Here is a 16234-nt window from a genome sequence, read left to right as displayed (position 1 = left end):
CCCACAATGAATCGCGCAGCTTTTCAAATTCTGAGAAAGACAGTTGCTCCTACAGGCGGGGCTGGCGGGCGCACTGGCGCTGTAACAGCCACACACAATCGCAATGTGGATTTACCCGCGTTGCCCATCAGGCCGCCGCGCCTGGCTCTGCAAGCGGTTTACCGCGGCCAGTCTCCTGGCGCCACTGCAAGGCGATCAGGATCAGCGTAGGCACGCCCAGCAGGGCAGTAATCAGGAAGAAGTCGTGATAGCCGAACTTCTCCACCATCACCCCCGAGTACCCACCGATCAACCGCGGCAGCAACAGCATGATCGAGCTGAGCAGCGCGTACTGGGTGGCCGAGAACTTCAGGTTGGTCAGGCTCGACAGGTACGCCACGAACGCAGACGTGGCCATGCCGGAGCTGAAGTTGTCCAGCGAAATGGTGACCACCAGCATTTCCAGGTTAGGCCCCATGTCCGCCAGCATCAGGAACAGGATGTTGGTGCCCGCCGAAGCCGCGCCACCAATGAACAGGATGGGCATGATGCCGAAGCGCACGATCAGCAGCCCGCCGATACCGGCACCGACCAAGGTCATGATCAGGCCGAAGATCTTGCTGACACTGGCGATCTGGTCTTTGGTGAAGCCCATGTCGATATAGAACACGTTGGCCATCACGCCCATCACCGTGTCCGACATGCGGTAGGTGGCGATCAGGCCTAGCAATAGCAAAGCCTGCCAGCGGTAGCGGGCAATGAAGTCGTTGACCGGGGTCAGCACCGGGGCCAGGCCGCGGCGGCCCAGGCTCGACAGGCACGCCCAGGTCAGCAGCACATAGAGGATCAGGCGCAGGAAGGCGCGGTCTTCGAGCAACAGGTCGAGCGGCGTGGCATCCCCGGAGATGACCGTGGACCAGCCGGTATTGAACATCTGGGTGAAACTGGCGGGCACCGACACCAGCAGGATGATCAGCACGAACACCGAGGCCATCTGGTGCACCAGGCCGTAGCGCGCAGCCGACAGCTGGGTGCGCAGCGGCACCGGCGGTTCGCGCATGACCAGGGTCGTGAACAGCGCGGGCAGCATCATCACCCCGAACATCACGTAGGTGCCGGCCCAGGCTTTATGCAGGTAACTGAAGCCGGTAGACCCGAACCACTCGGCGAAGAACAGCGCGCCGGCGGTGGCGAGCAGGGCGGCGACCCGGTAGCCGGCCATGTAGCTGGCGGCCAGGGCGGCCTGGCGCTGGTCGTCGGCGATTTCCAGGCGGTAGGCATCCACCGCGATGTCCTGGGTGGCCGAGGCAAAGGCCACCAGCACGGCCATGGCGATCAACCAGGATAGATGTTGTTGCGGATCGCACAGGCTCATGCCGACCAGGCCGATCACCACCAGTGCCTGCGACAGCAGCAGCCACGAGCGCCGGCGCCCCAGGCCGCCGAGCAGCGGCAGGCGCCATTGGTCGAGCAACGGTGACCACACCCACTTGAAGGCGTAGGCCAGGCCGATCAGGCTGGCGTAACCAATGGTTTCGCGGGCCACCCCAGCCTCGCGCAGCCACACCGACAGGGTCGAGAACACCAACATGTAGGGCAGGCCGGCGGCGAAACCGAGCAGCAAAAGTACCAGGGTTGACGGGCTGGCATAGGCAGCGAGCGCAGCGCGCCAGGTTTTACGGGGCATGGGCCAACATCTGCCTCAAGTTTTCGAAAACAAAGCGCGCACTCTAACCGCTGTGATCTGTCGGGCGCCAGCCATGGCGCGTCATATCCACACGATTGTTGGTCACATTCACGCCTTCTGCACGCAGCCGCGCCCGTTGTTCATCCCCGGCCGGTGTGCCCAGCGCCAGGCTCAGGCGGCCCCCTGCGCCCAGCACCCGGTGCCATGGCAGGCGGGTTTGCGCAGGCAGTTGCCCGAGGGTGCGCCCTACCCAGCGGGCTGCGCGGCCAAGCCCGGCCAGCGCTGCGAGCTGGCCATAGCTCACGACTTTGCCCGCCGGTACTTGGCCAAGCACCGAATACAGTGCCGTTCGTCGACCTTCGGCCGATTCCGGCATGTGCTCAGGTCCCCCAGACATGGCGCCCCCCTTGGGCTGTGGATGAAACCAGACAAATGGTCAGGTAAATGCGTATTGAACTCAATGCCAGGCTGCCGGTCTGTGCTTGCTCTGGTCGGCGGTAACTGGATAATGCCCGGCTTTTTTCTTCGAATCGAACCGTATTACGTCTATGCATTCTAGATCCCTGTTGTGCCTGCTCGCTGCTTCCCTGTGCGCCTCACCGGCGTTGGCCGATACCGTGTGGATGAAGAACGGTGACCGGCTCAGTGGCAAGATCAAAGTCTTCGATGGCGGCAAGCTGCTGCTGGAAACGCCCTACGGCGGCTCCATTGCCCTGGACTGGAAACAGGTGCAGACCCTGGAAAGCGACCAGGAACTGCTGGTCAAGCAGGACGCCTACACGGGCGAGAAGGCCAAGTCGCTGAAGGCCGCTGAACCGGGCAAGGTGACCTTGGCCAACGGCGAGGCACCCAAGACCGTGGAGCTGGCCAGCATCGAGCAGATCATGAAGCCCAAGCCCCTGGTCGAAGACTTCGTGTGGAAAGGCAACGTGGATGTGGCGCTGGACTACAAGCGCGCCGAAAACGATACCGACGACTACGATGTCAGCTTCAAGACCACGGCCCGCCACGGCCGCTGGCGGCACAACGCCGAAGGCGAGTACAACCGCGAAACCAAGGACGACGTCACCACCACCGACAACTGGAGTGCCGAATACGCGCTGGACCGCTTCATTACCGAGAAGTGGTTCTGGCAGGGGCGGGCGGAATACAAGCGTGACCGCATCGAAGACCTTGCCCGCCAGCGCACCGTCGGTACCGGCCCGGGTTACCAGTTCTGGGACAACGAACTCGGCGCATTCTCGCTGGGGTCGCTGATCAACCGCACCGACTTCGAGTACCAGGACGGCAGCAAGGACAACTTCTATTCCGCTGCCGTGAAGTGGGACTACACCCGTTACCTGATCGGCAAGAACGTGCAGCTGTTCACCAACGGCGAGCTCGCCAAACCGCTGGGTGGGGTGGCCGACTATTCACTGGATGCCGAGGTGGGGCTGCGCTACAAGGTTACCGAATGGGCTTCGCTCAACCTCAAGGCGGAGCGTGACATCATCAGCGGCACGAGTGAAAGCGATCTGGAGAAGACGCGCTATACCGCGGGCTTTGGCGTGACCTGGTAAACCGCCGGGCCGCACCGCGGCCCCATTGGCACCCGGTGTGATAATGCTTATCTTGTCACCCATCCCGTTTGCCACCAGGAGCCGCACCCAGTGAGTACCAACGCCATCCGCCCAGCCCGGGAACTGCTGCTCAAGGAATACCGCGGCGTGCTCTCGACGCATTCCAAGTCGATGCCCGGCTACCCGTTCGGCTCGGTGGTGCCGTACTGCCTGGACGCTCACGGCAACCCGCTGATCCTCATAAGCCGCATTGCCCAGCACACCCACAACCTGCAAAAAGATCCCAAGTGCTCGCTGCTGGTAGGTGAGCGCGAAGCTGAGGATGTGCAGGCGGTGGGGCGCCTTACGGTAATGGCCGAAGCGCACAAGCTGGTCGAGGCAGACGCCATCGAGGCTGCCGCCGAGCGTTACTACCGCTACTTCCCGGACGCTGCCGGCTACCATAAGGCTCACGATTTCGACTTCTGGGTGCTGCAGCCGGTACGCCACCGCTACATCGGCGGCTTCGGCGCGATCCACTGGCTCGACCAGGTCACCCTGGCCAACCCGTTCGCCGGCACGGCCGAGGCCAGCATGGTCGAACACATGAACAGCGACCATGCCAATGCCATAGCCCACTATGTGCAACTGACCGGCCTGCCGGACCATGCCGCAGCGCAAATGGCTGGGGTGGACAGCGAAGGCATGCACCTGCGCATCGGCCAGGGGGTGTACTGGTTACCCTTCCCGCATATTTGCAATACGCCGACACAAGTCCGCGAAGCCCTGGTTTTGCTGGCGCGCGCCGATCAGTGGCCCACGCCTGCAGGGGGCGAGGGTTGAAAAAGCGTGCACTTGCATCCACTTGATGGTCTTAAAGGAAGGTTCTCTTCCGACGAGGAATGCTTTGATGCGTGCTTTTCTACTGTTGCTTCTGCTGTTTCCAGTGCTGGAGCTGTTCGTATCCGTCAAGGTCAGCGCGGCCATCGGTTTCTTCCCGGCGCTGTTGCTGATCATCGCCGGTTCCGCCTTGGGTGTGCTGGTCATGCGTGTGGCTGGCCTGGCCACCGCCCTGCGCGCCCGGGAAAGCCTGCAGCGCGGTGAGTTGCCTGCCGAGGACATGTTCCAGGGCATGATGCTGGCGGTGGGCGGTGGTTTGCTGCTGCTGCCGGGCTTTATCAGCGACGTGCTGGGCCTGCTGTGCCTGCTGCCGTTCACCCGCCATCTGGCCGCGCGCAAGCTGCGCGAACGCGCCGAGGCCCAGGCCATGCGCCAGCGCGCGTTCCAGGACGACCCGTTCCAGGCCCAGCCGCGCGATGGCGGCCACCGGCCGAACGTGATCGAGGGCGAGTACGAGCGCCGCGACAAGTAACCACCGTTTTCCACTACGGGGCCGCACATGCGGCCCCGCGTTTTTTCCGCGAGCTGAAAAATTTTGTAGGGCAAGCCTTGTAATTGGATATGGCGGCCTCATGTATGTGGTCACCGCAAGGTTTCTGGCATTAACGCCAGACATTACTCAGGTGGCTTGCCCTTGGCGGGCTACCTTCCGGCAACGCCGGACAGCCTCAACCCGCCGGTTTCGATACCGGCCGATGAAAACCACAATTTGGGAGAGATCGACAATGAAGCTTCGTCCTCTGCATGACCGCGTAGTCATCCGTCGCAGCGAAGAAGAATCGAAAACCGCTGGCGGTATCGTCCTGCCGGGTTCGGCCGCTGAAAAACCTAACCGCGGCGAAGTCGTTGCTGTTGGCACCGGTCGCGTTCTGGACAACGGCGAAGTCCGTGCACTGGCCGTCAAGGTCGGTGACAAAGTGGTTTTCGGCCCTTACTCGGGCAGCAACACCGTGAAAGTCGATGGCGAAGACCTGCTGGTCATGGCCGAGAATGAAATCCTCGCCGTTATCGAAGGCTGATTTCCCCGACTTCCCGTTACTCCAAAGAATTTCCAAGGATTAAACGATCATGGCTGCTAAAGACGTAAAATTCGGCGACTCCGCTCGTAAAAAAATGCTGGTTGGTGTCAACGTTCTGGCTGACGCGGTAAAAGCTACCCTCGGCCCGAAAGGTCGTAACGTGGTTCTGGCCAAGAGCTTCGGCGCGCCAACCATCACCAAGGACGGCGTTTCCGTCGCCAAAGAAATCGAGCTGAAAGACGCTTTCGAAAACATGGGCGCCCAGCTGGTCAAGGAAGTCGCTTCCAAGGCCAACGACGCCGCCGGTGACGGCACCACCACCGCCACCGTTCTGGCCCAGGCCATCGTCAACGAAGGCCTGAAAGCCGTCGCTGCCGGCATGAACCCGATGGACCTGAAGCGCGGTATCGACAAGGCCACTGCTGCCGTTGTCGCCGAGCTGAAGAACCTGTCCAAGCCATGCGCCGATTCCAAGGCCATCGCTCAGGTCGGTACCATCTCCGCCAACTCCGACAGCTCCATCGGTGAAATCATCGCCGAAGCCATGGAAAAAGTCGGTAAAGAAGGCGTGATCACCGTTGAAGAAGGCTCGGGCCTGGAAAACGAACTGTCCGTCGTAGAAGGCATGCAGTTCGACCGCGGCTACCTGTCGCCTTACTTCGTCAACAAGCCAGACACCATGGTTGCCGAGCTGGAAAGCCCGCTGCTGCTGCTGGTCGACAAGAAAATCTCCAACATCCGCGAGCTGCTGCCTGTGCTGGAAGCCGTTGCCAAGGCCGGCCGCCCACTGCTGATCGTTGCCGAAGACGTCGAAGGCGAAGCGCTGGCTACCCTGGTAGTCAACAACATGCGCGGCATCGTCAAGGTTGCAGCGGTCAAGGCACCTGGCTTCGGCGACCGCCGCAAGGCCATGCTGCAGGACATCGCCGTTCTGACCGGTGGCCAGGTCATCTCCGAAGAAATCGGCCTGTCGCTGGAAACCGCTACCCTGGAGCACCTGGGTAACGCCAAGCGCGTGATCCTGTCCAAGGAAAACACCACCATCATCGATGGTGCTGGCGCTGACACCGAGATCGAAGCACGCGTCAAGCAGATCCGTGCCCAGATCGAAGAAACCTCTTCGGACTACGACCGTGAGAAGCTGCAAGAGCGTCTGGCCAAGCTGGCCGGCGGTGTTGCCGTGATCAAGGTCGGTGCTGGTACCGAAGTTGAAATGAAAGAGAAGAAAGCCCGCGTTGAAGACGCCCTGCACGCTACCCGTGCAGCCGTTGAAGAAGGCGTGGTGCCTGGCGGTGGTGTTGCCCTGGTTCGCGCCCTGGCAGCCATTATCGACCTCAAAGGCGACAACGAAGACCAGAACGTCGGTATCGCCTTGCTGCGCCGCGCTGTCGAAGCGCCGCTGCGCCAGATCACTGCCAACGCCGGCGACGAGCCAAGCGTTGTCGCTGACAAGGTCAAGCAAGGTTCGGGTAACTTCGGTTACAACGCTGCCTCCGGCGAGTACGGCGACATGATCGAGATGGGTATCCTGGACCCAGCCAAGGTCACTCGTTCGGCGCTGCAAGCTGCTGCTTCGATCGGCGGTCTGATGATCACCACCGAAGCTATGGTTGCCGACCTGCCAGAAGACAAGCCAGCTGCTGGCATGCCTGACATGGGCGGCATGGGTGGCATGGGCGGCATGATGTAAGCCAGCCTTACCCCCTGCACCATGAGAAAGCCCCGGTTCGCGAGAACCGGGGCTTTTTTTATTCTCCTGTGGGCGCCATTGGGCCGCTAAGCGGCCCCGGCTTCAGGCAACGCTGTTTTTGACCGCGGGCACTTCTACCATGCCCCGGCGATACAGCACCAGATAATACGACCCCAACCCGATCAACCAGCAGAACACCGCCGTCCACACGTTGTGCGACAGGAAGTGCGCCCCTTGCAGCATGCGCCCAACGCCAAGCAGCGAACCTGCCAGCAAGGCCACCACGAATGCCGCCCGCGCCAGGCGCGGCTTGCGGTCACGCAACATGAAGAACAGGCCGAACAGGCAGAACCCGGTCGCGGCATGCCCGCCCGGCCAGCACAGCCCGGGCTTGTCGGTGGCCGGCCGTGGTTGCAGCAGCTTGCTGTAGGTTTCGGTACCGCCAAACTGGGTGAGGCTCCAGGGGCACTGCACCTGCGTCACCTTCTTCAGGGGCGTGACAAACGCGGTGGACAAACCCAGCGCCAACACCAGGCAGCCCAGCTCGCGGCGCCAGCCAAACAGGCGCTTTACGAAAAAGCTGGCGGCGAAGGTCAGCAGCGCTATCAGCCCCAGCAGGATCACCCCCTGCTTGACCCGGTCATGCAGGATGTTTTCCAGCCAATAACTGTGGCGGCCAATGAACTGCCCGGCGACAGGGTCGAAGAACAGCTTGGCGAGGTCCATGTCGATCGACGTCAGCTCCAGCAGAATCAGGGCCAACGCGGTCGCCAACGGAATACCCAGGTACAGCCAGTAATTGATCGGGCGAGGGCGGGTTGCTTGCTGCATGGCGGCTCCAGGGCGGGAAAAAGATCGGCCATTGTCGTCGGCCCGCTATTCTGTGTCCGTGAAGGATCAGTGAAAAAACCGTCAAGTGCGGTGAATTTTTCCGGGGGCTGGTGCCCTGCAGGCATAGGCCGTAAGCTGCGCCTGCCGCGCACCACAGCGAGAAGCGCCGCACAGGAGAAACCGATGCGCATTCTTTTGGTTGAAGACAACCGCGATATCCTGGCCAACCTGGCCGATTACCTGGGCATGAAGGGCTATACCGTCGACTGCGCCCAGGATGGCCTGTCCGGGCTGCACCTGGCTGCCACCGAGCACTATGACCTGATCGTGCTCGACATCATGTTGCCCGGTATCGATGGCTACACGCTGTGCAAGCGCCTGCGCGAAGACGCCCGCCGCGACACGCCGGTGATCATGCTTACCGCCCGCGACCAGTTGGACGACCGCCTGCAAGGCTTCCGTTCCGGGGCCGACGACTACCTGCTCAAGCCGTTTGCCCTGTCCGAGCTGGCGGCACGCATCGAAGCCGTGCTGCGCCGGGCCCAGGGCGGCGGGCGGCGCAGCCTGCAGGTGGCTGATCTGAGCTATGACCTCGACACCCTGGAGGTCACCCGCCAGGGCCGCATGCTCAAGCTCAACCCGGTCGGCCTCAAGCTGTTGGCCGTGTTGATGCAGAAGAGCCCTCATGTATTGCGCCGCGAAGTGCTGGAAGAAGCCCTGTGGGGGGACGACTGCCCCGACAGTGACAGCCTGCGCAGCCATGTGCACCAACTGCGCCAGGTGATCGACAAACCGTTCGAAAAACCGCTGCTGCATACCGTCCATGGCGTCGGCTATCGCCTCGCCGAGGGTCGTGATGGAGTTTAAGCAAAGCCTTGCCCAGCGCATCATCATCGCCTTTGCCCTGATGAGCGCGCTGGTGGCCGGGGCCTTCGCCTTCGGTATCGTCGGCACCGTGCACCTGGTGGAAGAGCGGCTGATTTCATCGGTACTGGGCGGTGACTTGCAGCGCCTGCTGCGCATGGACAGCGTCAGCGACTGGAGCCACCGCCCGCGCCCCGACCAGTTGTTCTACTTCAGCGGTGGGCGGGACGACTTCGAGCTGCCCAAAGACCTGCGCCACCTGGACCGTGGCTTCCACGAAGTATTCCGCGACCAGCTTTCCTACCACGCGATGGTCGAGATCGTCGATGGCCGCCGCTATGTCTTGCTGCAGGACCAAAGCGACTTCGAGGAGCGCGAGCGTGTGCTGTTCGCGGTGGTGCTGGTGGGCTTCGTGCTCAGCCTGGTGCTGGCGGTGATCCTGGGCTGGCTGGTGGCGCGGCGGGTGATGGCACCGGTGATCCGCCTGGCGCGGCAAGTTCGCCACCGTGACCAGCTGCTGGGCCTGGCGCCGCCGTTGGCGCCGGACTACGCGGCGGACGAAGTCGGCCAGCTGGCGGTAGCGTTCGATGACACGCTGGGCCGCCTGCGCGATGCGCTGACCCGTGAACGGCTGTTCACCAGTGACGTCAGCCATGAGTTGCGCACCCCATTGATGGTGCTGGCCACGTCCTGCGAGCTGCTGCAGGAAAACCCCAACCTCGACACCCGCGCGCGCAGTCAGGTGGAGCGCGTGGCGCGGGCAACCGAAGAGATGCGCGAGCTGGTCAAGACCTTCCTGATGCTGGCCAGGGCGCAACGTGATGAAGGCGCAGTAGCCTCCCGGGCGACCCTGCGCGAAGTGGCCAACGAGCTGATCGGGGTGTGGCGCGACACCATCGAACAGAAGGGCCTGACCCTGTATTTCGATGGCCAGGCCAGTGCCAGCGCAGTGCTGTACAACGCGACCTTCCTGCAGTCGGTGATGGGCAACCTGCTGCGCAATGCGGCGCACTACACCGATGCCGGCTACATCCGCCTGAGCCTGGAAAGCAATGGCTTCAGCGTGGAAGACAGTGGCGTGGGCATACCGGAAGAACAGCGCGAAGCCATGTTCAAGCCGTTCGTGCGCGGTGACGAGCGGCGCGGCGAGGGTCTTGGGCTGGGTTTGTCGCTGGTGCAGCGTATCTGCGACGACCAGGGCTGGCGGGTGACCTTGACTTCTTCTGTACCCCATGGCTGCCGTTTCCATGTCGACTTGAGCAATACGCGGGTGAAAGAAGAGCCGGACGTCGTGGCTGGGTAATGTGTTGTTACACGTGTTACCGTGGCCAACACTTTTTTCACATCAGCATGACCTGATTCCTACGCGCATTTACCTAATGTGAGCGCAATGGAATCAGGAGATGCTCAATGCGTAGCCCTATCAAGCTTGAATTTTCCGAGAAGTACGACAAAGACCATGCCCGAGAGTACTTTCTCAAGCACCAGGATGGCTTGGCCCGCCGGCTGTCTCACAAGCGAGATGAACAACTGGCCCGCCGCGCACTGGCGCTGGCGGGTGAGCCTGGCCTGGTCCTGGACTTGCCCTGCGGCGCTGGTCGTTTCTGGCCGCTGCTGGCAGAAAAGAACAACCGCGTCATCATCGGTGCCGATAATTCCGAGGCGATGATCGAGACCGCCTGTGCTGCGCAACCGCCAGAAGTGGTGGCGCGGGTACGGCCTTTGCAGACATCGGCATTCGACATCGACTTGCCAGACAACTCCGTCGACAGCATTTTTTGCATGCGGCTGTTTCACCATATCGGCGAGGCAGCCCACAGAAAGAAAATTCTTTCTGAATTTCAACGAGTTAGCCGTGATAGTGTGATCTTGTCACTGTGGGTGGACGGCAACTTCAAGGCTTGGCGGCGCAGGAAACTGGAACAGCGCCGCAGCACCAAAGCCGAGCAGAACCATTACCAGAACCGGTTTGTGTTACCGGCCGACACGGTCGAAGAAGAATTCCGCGCCGCCGGTTTCAGGATCCAGGAACGCCTCGACTTCCTGCCGTTCTATGCCATGTGGCGGGTTTATGTATTGCGTAAGGGGTAGTGTTTGATGGCTGTAGCCCAGAATGGGGAGTCGCGCTTCGATTTTTACTGGCGCCAGCAAGGCGAGTGGGTAGAGGAGCCTAACCAGCGCCGGGGTGGCGAAAGTGGTGTGCAACGGCTCAACGATGCCAACGGCAAACTGCTGTATGCAAAGCGTCAGGTCGGGCATATCTATCGCAGCCTGTTGCACCCTTTCGGCCGGCCAACTGTGCTGCGTGAACTCGATGCGCTGAACAGCTTCGAGCAACTGGGGGTGCGTGTGCCGCGCCTGGTGTTCTGTGGTGCCCAGCGCGATGCCGACCACCAGTGGCGGGCGCTGCTGGTCAGCGAAGCACTGGACGGATTTGTGGAGCTGGACACCTGGCATGCCCAAGGTGCCCGAGACCGTTACCCACAGGTGGTCCACGAGCGCATGCTCAAGGACCTTGCCGAAAACCTGGCGCGCATGCACCTGGGCCATTGGCAGCACGGCTGCCTGTACGGCAAGCATGTGTTCGTCAAGGTGCTGGGCGAGGGCGAGCAAGCCCGTGTCGAAGTGGCGCTGCTCGACCTCGAGAAGTGTCGGCGACGTTTCAGTTGCCAGCGCGCGGCGGGTAACGACCTGCGCCAATTGCGCCGCCATTCGTCGCTCAACGAGGCGGAATGGCAGACGCTACTCTACTTTTACAAGGTGGCGTTTGGCAGCGCTGTCAAAGGGTTAGGGTAATGAAACTAGAAATAGCTCGAGCTTTGTTCCTGGTAGCGGGCCTGGCGGTGACCACTGTAGCGGTGGCTGCCTGGGAAGAGCCGAGGCCGACGGTATTCAGCAAGGCTGAGATGGCCGCCCAGTGCGCACTGCCGCGGGACGTGAAACCGCAGCAGAAGGCCAGGGTAGAGCCGGATCAGGATCTGTTGCTGTTGCTGTTCGACCTGCGCCAAGGGTTGCGGCCATTTGGTTGAAACCGGTGTAGCTGTACATGCCAGAGGCCTCGCAAGCGCGAGGCCTCTGGCGTTTCTGCAGGTGGCCCTCGGTGGGCGGGTTTCAGGCGGCAGCAGGTTCCTTGGCCACCGTCTTGTGCGCCAGCAGGGTGTAGATACAAGGCAGCACGAACAGGGTGAACAGCGTGCCGATCGACATGCCGGTCGCGATCACGGCACCGATGTCGAAGCGGCTTACCGCCCCGGCCCCGGTCGCGAGGATCAGCGGCACCATGCCGAACACCATTGCCGCCGTGGTCATCAGCACCGGCCGCAGGCGAATCGCCGCTGCTTCTTCGATTGCCTCGCGCGCGCCCAGGCCAAGCTCATCACGTAACTGGTTGGCGAACTCGACGATCAGGATGCCGTGTTTGCTGATCAGCCCGATCAATGTCACCAGCCCGACCTGGGTGTAGATGTTCATGCTCGACAGGCCCAGGAACAGTGGCAACAGCGCCTCGCAGATCGACAACGGTACCGTAACCAGAATCACCAGCGGATCCCGGAAACTTTCGAACTGGGCCGCCAGGACCAGGAAGATGATCGCCAGCGCCAGGCCAAAGGTCACCCACAGTGCGCTGCCTTCCTGCACGTACTGGCGGGCCACGCCGGCATAGTCGAAGGCGTAACCTTCCGGTGCCTCTTCGCGGGCGATGTCCTGCACGGTCTTCAGCGCTTCGCCCAGGCTGACCATCGGTACGCCTTGAATGATGGCCGAGTTCAACTGCTGGAACTGGTTGAGCTGCCGCGGGCGAGCGCGGTCGGTGAGGGTGACCAGGGTCGCCAGCGGCAGCAGCTTGCCCTGGTCGTTCTTCACGTAGTAGTTGTTCAGCCAACCGGGGTTGTCGCGGTATGCGCGCTCGGCTTGAGCAATGACCTTGTAGCTGCGCCCGTCGAGGGTGAAACGGTTGATTTCGGCTTCACCCAGCAAGGTGGCCAGGGTACTGCCGAGGACGTCCATCGATACCCCCATTTGCGCTGCCTTGGCCCGGTCTATATCGACCACCACCTCGGGTTTGTCAAAGGCCAGGTCGATGTCGAGGAAGGCGAACTTGCCCGATGCCTGGGCCCGAGCCTTGATGCGTTGGGCCACCTCCAGCAGTGCCGGGTAGTCGCCTGCGGTGTTGATCACGAACTGGAACGGCAGGCCTTCGCCGGTGCCGGGCAGCGATGGCAGGTTGAAGCCGAAGATCTGCAGGCCGGCGACCTCTTCCAGCTTGGCCTGTACCAGTGGCAGCAGCTCCATTTGCGTACGCTCGCGCTCGTTCCAGGGCTTTAGCAGGAAGCCACCGATGCCGCTCTGCACACCATTGAAACCGTTGATCTGGAACGACGAATAGTATTCGGGGAAGGTCTTGAACAGTGGGGTGAACTGGTTGGTGTAGGCGTTGAGGTAGTCAAGGTTGGCTGGCTGCGGGGAGCTGCTGATCATGAAGATCACCCCCTGGTCCTCGTTGGGGGCCAGTTCGTTCTGGGTGAACTTCAGCAGTAGCGGAATCAGGCACAGGATGATCACGGCAAACACCAGCACCACCGGCCGGCTGTCGAGCGTGCCGTGCAGCAGGCGCTGGTAGCGTACCTTCAGGCGCGCGAACTGCCGATCGAGCCAGTGGGCCAGACCGCTGGAATTCTGCTCGCGGCGCAGCAGCAGGGCGCACATCATCGGTGACAGGGTCAGGGCGACGATACCGGAAATGACGACTGCGCCGGCCAGGGTAAGGGCGAACTCCTTGAACAGCGCTCCGGTGAGCCCGCTGAGAAAGCCGATGGGCGCATACACCGCTGCCAGGGTGATGGTCATCGACACCACCGGCATGGCGATCTCGCGCGCGCCTTCCAGGGCTGCATCGAACGGCGACTTGCCTTCTTCGATATGCCGGTGAATGTTCTCCACCACCACGATCGCATCGTCCACCACCAGCCCGATGGCCAGGACCATGGCCAGCAGGGTCAGCAAGTTCAGCGAGTAGCCCATCATCTGCATGAAGAACAACACGCCAATCATCGACAGCGGAATGGTCACCACCGGGATCAGCACCGAGCGCAGGGCGCCAAGGAACAGGAACACCACTAGGATGACGATCAGCACCGCTTCGCCGAGGGTCTTGATCACTTCGTCGATGGAGGCCTGGATGAACAGCGTGGCGTCGTAGGCGATCGACACCTTCAGCGCCGAGGGCAACTGGCTTTCCAGGTCGGGCATGACCCGCCGTACTTCCTTGATCACCTCCAGCGGGTTGGCGGCGGGCGTGGCCTTGATGCCGATGTACACCGAGGGCGTGCCGTCGAATGAGCTGACGGTGTCGTAGTTCTCCGCCCCCATCTCCACCCGCGCCACGTCACCGAGCAGTACGCGGCTGTCGCCGCTGGTCTTGACCGGCAGGGCGGCGAACGCCTCGGCTGACTTCAGCTCGGTGCTGGCGTTGATGCTGGTGACCACGTATTCGCCTTTGACTTCGCCGGCAGCGGACAGGAAGTTGTAGCGGCGCACGGCGTCGGTCACGTCGCTGGCCGCCAAGCCGAAACCGGCCAGTTTCACCGGGTCCAGCCACAGACGCATGGCAAATACCTGGTTACCGAGGATTTCTGCCTCGGCCATGCCGGGTAGCGTGGCCAGCTTGGGCTGGATCACCCGTGACAGGTAGTCGGTGATTTGCGGGTTGCTCATCTGTTCGCTGTAGAAGCTGATGTACATCAGCGCCGAAGCATCGGCGGCTTCCTTGCTGAGTACCGGGTCTTCGGCGTTCTGCGGCAGCTTGTTGCGCACTTCGTTGGCCTTGGCCAGCAGTTCGGTGAACAGCCTGTCGCTGTCGGCACCGATGCGCGCGTAGATGGATATGACGGAAAAATTCTGCCGGCTGACCGAGGTCATGTAGTCGATACCTTCGGCGCTGGCCAGGCTTTGCTGCAGCGGCTGGGTGATGTAGCCCTGGATGGTTTCGGCGTTGGCCCCGGGGTAGGCCGTGGTGACGGTGATCAGGGCGTTTTCCATGCGCGGGTACTGGCGGATCTGCAACGTGTGCCAGGCCTGGATACCCAGCAACAGGATCAGCAGGCTGACCACGCTGGCCAGCACCGGGCGACGGATGAACGGGTCGGTTAACGCCATGCCAGCCTCCAGTCAGTCCTTGGTCGCGGCGCCCGGGGCGGGCTTGACGGCCTGGTCCTGGCCGATTCGGATTGCGGCGCCGGGGGTCAGCTTCAGCTGCCCGGCGGTGACTACCTGTTCCCCGGCCTGCAACCCTTTGCTGACCACCACCACGCCGTCACGGCGCTCGCCGGTCTGCACGGTGCGCTGTTCGGCGACCCATTGCGGTTGGCCCTGTTCATCGTGCTGCGGCTTGCCGTGCTGGTCCTTTTTCGCGGTGGCGACATATACCGAGTTGCCGTACAGGGTGTAGGTAATGGCACTTTCCGGCACCACCACCTGCAACTGCGGATCGGGCAGCAGTACCTGCAGGCTGGCGAACATGCCCGGCAGCAATTTGCCGTCGGGGTTGGCCAGGGTCGCGCGCACCAGCAGGTTTCGCGTGGTTTCATCGACCTTGGGGTTGATGGCGCTGAGGCGGGCGGGGAAGGTCTGGTCCGGGTAGGCAGCCACTTGCACCAGCACCTGCTGGCCGAGGCTCAGCCGGGGCAAGGCCTGTTCCGGCACGTTGAAGTCGACGTACAGGCCGGAGGTGTCCTGCAGGGTCGCGATGACGGTGCCTGGCGCCAGATAATCGCCGACATCCACCTGGCGGATGCCCAGGGTGCCACTGAAGGGCGCGCTGATGCTTTTCTTGTTCTTCGAAGCCTTGAGCTGCTCGACCACCGCCTGGTTGCGCTGGTACTGGGCATTGAGGCGGTCGTATTCGCCACGGGAGATCGCCGAGTCGCCCACCAGTTGCCGCCCGCGGCCGAAGTCGACCTTGGCCAGGCCCAGGTCGGCCACGGCGGTGCCGAGCAATGCGGTTTCCTGGTCATCGTTGAGCCGCAGCAGCAGCTGCCCGGCCTTGACCGTTTGCCCAGAGTCGAAATACAGGGCCTTGACGATGCCTTCGACTTCCAGGCTCAGCTCGACACCCTGCAGCGCCTTGAGGCTGCCGACCGCGGGCAGGCGCTGTTGCCACTGGCGTTGTTCGGCCAAGGCTGCCGCCACGGTGATAGGCGGCTTGGGGGCAGTGAACATCTGGATCTGCTGGTAGATCGAGAAAGCCTTGTAGCCCCCCAGGGCCAGCACGATCAGCAGAACCACGGCCAACATGATAAGCATGCGGCGGCGCAGCATAGGTCCGGTTCCTTGGATGCAGTTGTTATTCGTTCTGGCACGACAACGGGCGATCCTGCCCACGTGTGGATGGGGGAAGTATTGACTGTTTTTTGTCTGAAGGGGAGTAAATTGTCTGCACCGGCCCTATCGCTGGCTTGCCAGCTCCCACAGGGATCGCCTCAGGGCTGATAGATGCTGTGGCGAGCAGCTGGCAAGGGTAGCCGCAGTATCTTCAGCGCCTGTGAGATCGAGCGCCGCCCGCGCGGCGCAATCGCGAGCTGCGCTCGCTCCTACGTTTGTTTCGGGCCAGTAACGCCTGTGACAGGCGCGCGCGGCCGCCTTGTTTGTACGGCGCGATATTGAGGCATGCACCAAGGCGTTCGCGCGCAAATCCCACAGGAATAATTGGCCCGAAACAAACGTAGGA

15 protein-coding genes are annotated in these 16234 nt (G+C 62.3%); 10 read left to right on the top strand and 5 right to left on the bottom strand.

The genetic code is table 11. The features are described from left to right. Positions 1-127 precede the first annotated feature (127 nt). Positions 128-1666, bottom strand: coding sequence for an AmpG family muropeptide MFS transporter (locus tag GYA94_RS09110; RefSeq protein ID WP_110675644.1), 1539 nt, complete (start codon positions 1664-1666; stop codon positions 128-130). A gap of 43 nt (positions 1667-1709) precedes the next feature. Further along, positions 1710-2063: an MGMT family protein gene (locus tag GYA94_RS09105; protein WP_029887494.1), complete on the bottom strand. Its 354-nt coding sequence runs from the start codon at positions 2061-2063 to the stop codon at positions 1710-1712. A gap of 151 nt (positions 2064-2214) precedes the next feature. Between GYA94_RS09105 and GYA94_RS09100 the strand changes: the two genes are divergently transcribed. The 5 genes from GYA94_RS09100 (at position 2215) to groL (ending at position 6813) form a co-directional block, all read left to right on the top strand. Beyond that, the gene (locus tag GYA94_RS09100; protein WP_029887495.1) at positions 2215-3225 is read left to right on the top strand and encodes a DUF481 domain-containing protein; all 1011 of its coding nucleotides are present in this window, start codon (positions 2215-2217) and stop codon (positions 3223-3225) included. Positions 3226-3315: 90 nt separating this feature from the next. Continuing rightward, complete coding sequence (locus GYA94_RS09095; protein WP_110675646.1) at positions 3316-4047, top strand: HugZ family pyridoxamine 5'-phosphate oxidase; 732 nt, start codon at positions 3316-3318, stop codon at positions 4045-4047. Between the two features lie 67 nt (positions 4048-4114). Further along, entirely contained in the window at positions 4115-4576 is a 462-nt protein-coding gene (locus GYA94_RS09090) for an FxsA family protein (RefSeq protein ID WP_161892168.1), read from the top strand. A gap of 253 nt (positions 4577-4829) precedes the next feature. Further along, positions 4830-5123, top strand: a complete 294-nt coding sequence (locus GYA94_RS09085) for a co-chaperone GroES (protein ID WP_029614823.1) — start codon at positions 4830-4832, stop codon at positions 5121-5123. A gap of 49 nt (positions 5124-5172) precedes the next feature. Further along, positions 5173-6813 carry a chaperonin GroEL gene (gene groL, locus GYA94_RS09080; protein ID WP_009684393.1) on the top strand — a complete coding sequence of 547 codons (1641 nt, stop codon included), beginning with the start codon at positions 5173-5175 and terminating at the stop codon, positions 6811-6813. Positions 6814-6915: 102 nt separating this feature from the next. On the opposite strand, the gene GYA94_RS09075 is transcribed toward groL, so the two are convergent. After that, on the bottom strand, positions 6916-7644 hold the full coding sequence (locus GYA94_RS09075) for a phosphatase PAP2 family protein (protein ID WP_009684392.1): 729 nt from the start codon (positions 7642-7644) through the stop codon (positions 6916-6918). 183 nt (positions 7645-7827) lie between these two features. On the opposite strand from GYA94_RS09075, the gene colR reads away from it, so the two are divergent. The 5 genes from colR to GYA94_RS09050 all read left to right on the top strand — a co-directional run bounded on the left by colR (position 7828) and on the right by GYA94_RS09050 (position 11537). Next, entirely contained in the window at positions 7828-8511 is a 684-nt protein-coding gene (gene colR, locus GYA94_RS09070) for a two-component system response regulator ColR (RefSeq protein WP_009684391.1), read from the top strand. Next, entirely contained in the window at positions 8501-9811 is a 1311-nt protein-coding gene (locus tag GYA94_RS09065; RefSeq protein ID WP_009684390.1) for a sensor histidine kinase, read from the top strand. Before colR ends, GYA94_RS09065 begins: the two co-directional genes overlap by 11 nt. Before the next feature lie 107 nt (positions 9812-9918). Next, positions 9919-10599, top strand: a complete 681-nt coding sequence (locus tag GYA94_RS09060) for a class I SAM-dependent methyltransferase (protein WP_054913949.1) — start codon at positions 9919-9921, stop codon at positions 10597-10599. Between the two features lie 6 nt (positions 10600-10605). Further along, complete coding sequence (locus GYA94_RS09055; protein ID WP_009684388.1) at positions 10606-11304, top strand: lipopolysaccharide kinase InaA family protein; 699 nt, start codon at positions 10606-10608, stop codon at positions 11302-11304. Further along, a complete protein-coding gene (locus GYA94_RS09050) occupies positions 11304-11537 on the top strand; it encodes a hypothetical protein (RefSeq protein ID WP_161892167.1) in 234 nt (77 codons plus the stop codon). Before GYA94_RS09055 ends, GYA94_RS09050 begins: the two co-directional genes overlap by 1 nt. A gap of 82 nt (positions 11538-11619) precedes the next feature. On the opposite strand, the gene GYA94_RS09045 is transcribed toward GYA94_RS09050, so the two are convergent. Both GYA94_RS09045 and GYA94_RS09040 read right to left on the bottom strand, forming a co-directional pair. Continuing rightward, a complete protein-coding gene (locus GYA94_RS09045; protein WP_161892166.1) occupies positions 11620-14664 on the bottom strand; it encodes a multidrug efflux RND transporter permease subunit in 3045 nt (1014 codons plus the stop codon). A 12-nt stretch (positions 14665-14676) separates the two neighbouring features. Next, positions 14677-15825: an efflux RND transporter periplasmic adaptor subunit gene (locus GYA94_RS09040; protein WP_029887500.1), complete on the bottom strand. Its 1149-nt coding sequence runs from the start codon at positions 15823-15825 to the stop codon at positions 14677-14679. Positions 15826-16234: the final 409 nt, after the last annotated feature.

It is taken from the genome of Pseudomonas juntendi, from assembly GCF_009932375.1.
Taxonomy (GTDB): Bacteria; Pseudomonadota; Gammaproteobacteria; order Pseudomonadales; family Pseudomonadaceae; genus Aquipseudomonas; species Aquipseudomonas juntendi.
Note: the sequence above shows the minus strand (reverse complement) of the source record. Positions and strands in the feature narration are given on the sequence as shown.